Origin of the sequence: Paracidovorax cattleyae, assembly GCF_900104515.1 — a bacterium.
Taxonomy (GTDB): domain Bacteria; phylum Pseudomonadota; class Gammaproteobacteria; order Burkholderiales; family Burkholderiaceae_C; genus Paracidovorax; species Paracidovorax cattleyae.
On record NZ_FNJL01000074.1, the window covers coordinates 1 to 4,936 of the forward strand.

Annotated in this window: 5 protein-coding genes and 1 pseudogene; 4 read left to right on the plus strand and 2 right to left on the minus strand. The window is 46.0% G+C overall.

Annotated features, from left to right (window positions below):
• Positions 1–192 precede the first annotated feature (192 nt).
• Positions 193–1,092 (plus strand): tyrosine-type recombinase/integrase, encoded by a 900-nt coding sequence (locus tag BLR05_RS25390; RefSeq protein WP_143016041.1) that lies wholly within the window; start codon positions 193–195, stop codon positions 1,090–1,092.
• Positions 1,093–1,394: 302 nt separating this feature from the next.
• Positions 1,395–2,375 (plus strand): plasmid recombination protein, encoded by a 981-nt coding sequence (locus tag BLR05_RS25395; protein WP_092840566.1) that lies wholly within the window; start codon positions 1,395–1,397, stop codon positions 2,373–2,375.
• 211 nt (positions 2,376–2,586) lie between these two features.
• Here BLR05_RS25395 and BLR05_RS27425 read toward each other — a convergent pair.
• Together BLR05_RS27425 and BLR05_RS26335 are read right to left on the minus strand one after the other, a co-directional pair.
• Positions 2,587–2,763 (minus strand): annotated as a pseudogene (locus BLR05_RS27425) (helix-turn-helix domain-containing protein); the annotation flags it as partial.
• 138 nt (positions 2,764–2,901) lie between these two features.
• On the minus strand, positions 2,902–3,516 hold the full coding sequence (locus BLR05_RS26335; RefSeq protein ID WP_143016042.1) for a hypothetical protein: 615 nt from the start codon (positions 3,514–3,516) through the stop codon (positions 2,902–2,904).
• A 611-nt stretch (positions 3,517–4,127) separates the two neighbouring features.
• Between BLR05_RS26335 and BLR05_RS25405 the strand changes: the two genes are divergently transcribed.
• Together BLR05_RS25405 and BLR05_RS26920 are read left to right on the plus strand one after the other, a co-directional pair.
• Positions 4,128–4,640 (plus strand): glycosyltransferase family protein, encoded by a 513-nt coding sequence (locus BLR05_RS25405; protein ID WP_244160190.1) that lies wholly within the window; start codon positions 4,128–4,130, stop codon positions 4,638–4,640.
• A gap of 18 nt (positions 4,641–4,658) precedes the next feature.
• A partial coding sequence (locus BLR05_RS26920) for a transposase (RefSeq protein ID WP_244160165.1) occupies positions 4,659–4,936 on the plus strand: 278 nt, incomplete at its 3' end.

Sequence of the window (4,936 nt, forward strand, 5' to 3'; positions counted from 1 at the left end):
CGAACTTCAAGGCGCTGCGAGGAGAGATCATGGTGAGGAGGACGGCTCAGGTCTTGTCGGTGAACAAGGGAGTGGCCGGGTTTTGAGAGGTTCCCCCCTATCTACAACCTCCCCCCTGCCCCCCAGGGGGAGCTATTGAAGGGTGGGATTGGTGCGGTTCAGGCAGCCCCTGCCAAGGCAGGACTTCGTATCTTGGACGTATTGGACAAGATGATTGGCCTCAGAACCAATTTGAAGCAGGCCACAGTGTTGAGCTACAAGAATACCGTACAGGAATTTTCCGCATTCTTGAAAGCTCCGTTCATTGTTGACATCGGCCCAGGAGATGTAACCCGTTACCAAGAATTTTTGAGCGCGAAGAGTAACGGGCTAAGGACGATTGATAACAAGGTCGCAACCCTTCGGGCAATTTTCAACTTCGCTAAGAAGCAAGGCTATTACTTTGCGGAAAATCCAGCTCAGGACAGGAAGCTTTTGACCAAGCGCGATAAGGTCAAATCTGGCTACGCGATTTTCACCATGGATGAAATCAGGGCGATCTTTGCAGCTGGTTTCCTCAGCGTACAGAAAACCAAGTCTCCTGATTACTATTGGTCATTAGTTTTGGCGTTGCTGTCTGGGTGCCGTATTGGTGAGATTACAAGCCTCACGGCCAAGCAAATTCGGAAGGAAGAGGGATTTTTGACCCTGAGCATTACAGACTCAAAGACTTTGGCCGGCATTCGTGAAGTTCCGATTCCCATGGAAATTATGGGGATGGGATTTGAACTCTTCATCGAAGGAAAGCCAGATCAAATCTTCAAATACCGGGTGAAGGACGGTAGGGGCTCAGGCAATGCCGTTGGGAAAATGTTCCGCCGTCACTTGAATTCGATCAATATTGACAATGAAAAGCTAGTTTTTCATAGTCTGAGAAAGTTTGCAAATGACTGCTTCCAGAAAAACGGGGTAGATTTTGAGCCACGTTGCCAGTTTTTTGGTCATGAAATTGATAGCGTGAACGTCAATTATTACACGAACAAATATACAGCCAAGCAACTATTTGAACTGACCAAGAAGATTCAGCTAGAGCTACTCAAAGTAGTGAAGTAACTGCAACCGGACAGTAAAACAAAGCTCCTGAAAGGGAGCTTTTTTTATGTTCGGAAGGTATTACCCCCCGGAGGGCTCACCCAACCCCGAAGTGGGTTGGTATAGTGAGTGATACCACCCCCCGTTGGTATCATTCTTGATTATCCAGAAAAACCTGTTAATATTAAATGACAAGAAGAAAAATAACAGGAGACATAGGCCATGGCAGAACTACACTGCATACTAAGAACAGCCAAATTAAAAACACGCGGAAAGATTACGCAAGCTGCGGAGCATAACCTAGGCTTCGCCACCAGGCAAATATTGACGCAAAGTTAACACCGCAAAATAGGGTGCTATACAACGCGCTAGGTGCTAACACCAGCGACGCGGCAGACCTGCAAAAGAAGCTGAGCGCACATTATGAAGGGCTGGGAGTGAAGGAGCGAAGCGATAACGTGCTGATGATGGAATTTGTAGTCAGTGCTTCCCCCGCATTTTTTAAGCCCAGAGATGAGAATAGAATTAATGAGTGGACTAAATCGCAACTGGAGTTCTTTAAGAAGGAGTTTGGTAGCCAATTAAAGATGGGAGTGCTGCATTTAGATGAAAAAACACCCCATGTGCATTTTTTTATCGGCACAGAGTTTAAGTCTGTGAAAAAATACAGGAACCAAAAAGGTGAGTTCTTTAAAGAGAGCTATTCCCTGAACGCCAAGCGCTATAACCAAATTTATTTGCGCGACATGCACGACCGTTATGCCAAGCACAATGCATGTTTTGGGCTAGCGCGCGGGGTGCGTGGGAGCAAGAAAAAGCATAAGCCAGTGAGTGAGTTCTACGACGTAGTAGACGAAGCCCTAAATGCAGACTACAAGAAGCTTATTGATAAGCTCCTCTCCGGGTTCACTCGGGAACTAAAAATCCTGAATACCAAAGCCGGGGTGCAAGAGCTATTGAGAACGAGGGTAAATCCTCGTTTGGGAGCCCTGATAAAAAACCACATGGCTTTGAAAAAAGCCACCGAGTCCAACAGAGCGGGAGAATACGACTTGCTGAAAGTATTGCAAGCGCGAGCAGAAAAAGAAATTGCCGAGGCACTTGCAAAGCAAATGCACTACGGCAAAGGATTAAAAACGATAGCAGACTTGCGGAATGAGAATGAACAACTGCAAGCTGAAAATAAACTGCAAAAGGCCGTTATCACCTCACAGGCCACTAAAATAATAGGGCTAGAGCGCGCCCAGCGCATAGAAAATTCTGGCACCAGCCAAGCCGGACGAAAAATAAAGCTTGACAAATGATTATTCTCATGCATTATTAATGTATGAAAATTAATTTTGCTTATGCGATTTTTTGTGCCGTCTCTGTTATGGCAGGATATTTAACTCAAAGTTATTTCGACTTGGTGGGCTCGCTAGCCCGTTTAATAGGCTGATTAGCAGGTTCACTGGTACTTTGGGTTGGGATTACGATGCGCTCTGCCTCATCGGCTTGTCTAGCAGCTCGACTTTCTAAATATTCAATGGCCGCACTTGGCGGCACCTTACAGCTCAAACACCAATCGATGTACAGAAGTACATCCACATAGCGCTCCCCTCTCTCTATCTTGGACACATAGGATTGGTCCAGCGATAACCTCTCTGCTAGCTGCACTTGGGTCAAGCCGGCCCCCTTCCTAAGCTCCTTCATGTGTTGCCGTAGAGCAATTTTCGGTAGTTATCAGCTGCCGTTTGCAGACGTTCAAAAACTCGGGACTATGAATTCCGTTGGAGGTTCCTCTGCATATGTCCTGGCAGTTTCTCACGGCAAGCAAATTAAGATGAGTGGCTACCTCGGCGAGTCCCTTGCAGATGCTATTGCGGACGAACTGAAAGCAGCCTCTGGAAAGAAATGGAGTTGAGCGGGGAATAAATCACCTGCGATTTTTGAGTCTTCGTCAAGCTCATTATTGGTGATTGCTACCAATTTCGGAGCATTTTTCTTCACAATGTTGAGCTTGACCCCAAGGTTTCTTTCCAACTCTCTGATTCTATCTGCATAGATATTGAAGTCATCAATATTCTGCTCTATCGCAGCACATATGGATTGCAGGGTAGCTGCCGGGTCCAAGGAAATTATTAGCTCCTTGTGGTCTGGATCTATTTTCTTCTTTGAGGCTTCTTCAAGGTCTCTGCTCTGGAATAGCACTTTTAATAGCCCAGCAGCCTCTAATCTATCAACGGATCTTTGCACTTGGGAAATTTTTTTCTTATCTTTGGTGAGCGAAGCCACTTCTTTTGCTAGCGTCCAGAACGTTTGGCGTTTATAAACCCCGTAAACTTGGTGCTTGAAGGTTGCATTCTGGCATAACGTGAAATACACCTTGCGATCATATTCGGTAAGAGCGTTGGTAAATAGTGCTTGCAATGCATTTGATTTGATATTTATAAATTCAGTAGACATATTAACTTTCGGTGGTATTTTAAAAATAGCACAGAAATTTAGAATGTCAAGTTTTAAAAATTCGCCACTTTTGTTTTCTTGATATTATTGGGTGTGAACCTACTTATTCTATTTACAACTAGGTATTGCTTATGCGTAATACCTAGTTGTCATCAATGATGTATTCAACAATACGCCGACTAGGTACAGGATTTTTGTCAAACCCAATACTGGCGCGGGTTTGCAGAGTATTTACTAGGTACGACTTGACAACCCCTAGGTACAGAAGTCGGTACAGGTAAGAAATCAAATCGCCAGCAAACCCGCACCAGTATTGGGTTTCGCTGAGTACGGCCTAGGTACAAAATTAGGTACGGAGTTTATAATATGGACAAATCGCGCTTTTTCGTATAATTTTTAGCTTCAAACCTTGACATTTGATTTATTTTTCCGTATTATAAATTCAGCTCGTATTTCTTTCTGGTGGTGCAAAAAGTAGTCAAGAGCAATGAGAAAGCCCCGTCAAGGGGCTTTTTTATTGGCTGTTGCAAAGTGATGCAAATTCGACTCGGCAGTAGATTCCATTCGCTGGAATGTTGGATGACAATCGGCGGCTCAACAAAGGAGGGAAGATGTCTGCCGATCTCGCTGCAACGTTCTACACCATGGGCTACGGGCAAGAGCTTGCAAAATCTATGGACAGCAACCAAGCTGATATTTTGATTCTCACGTTTCCACAGTATTTCAGCATACTGGAAGACAAGACCAAAAATAATCCAAGGCTTGAAACTACCATAAGAACTATCCTGGCAAATACGTCCTTTGGAAATTATTGGAGGGGCACATTCAGCCCCAATGCTTCTCAACCGTGGGTGGGGCCCGCCGCACAGAGTGCTAACGATGTGCTGGCAATCACCAAAACACTGAATGCTATTGGCATGGCTGGGATTACAAGCTATGTTAAGACCACAGCAACCGGCTCGTATATCATTATTAAAGGGTACGCAGCCCATCGAAGCGGTGCATTAATTGGTACAAGGTACTTGGCTACAAATCCCTTGATGATGAAATTTGGTCTGGGAGTTCAGAGTTTAAAGGGAACCTCTCAAAACCCGGCCACTCCCTTGTTCACCGACAAGACCTGAGCCGTCCTCCTCACCATGATCTCTCCTCGCAGCGCCTTGAAGTTCGATCTGTTTGCCGAGGCGTCGCGCCAGCATAAGAGAGATGAAGTGGGCGATCCGTTGCAGGTAATCGCGCGGCACATCGACTTCGCCGAGCTGGCGCGGCTGGTGGATGCACTCATCGAGCGCGGCGATGGCCGCAAGGGTGGTCGGCCGGCCTATCCCGTCGAGGTGATGGTGCGCATCCTGGTCTTGAAGCGCCTGTACAACCTGTCGGACGAGCAGATGGAATACCAGTTGCTGGACAGGGCGAGCTA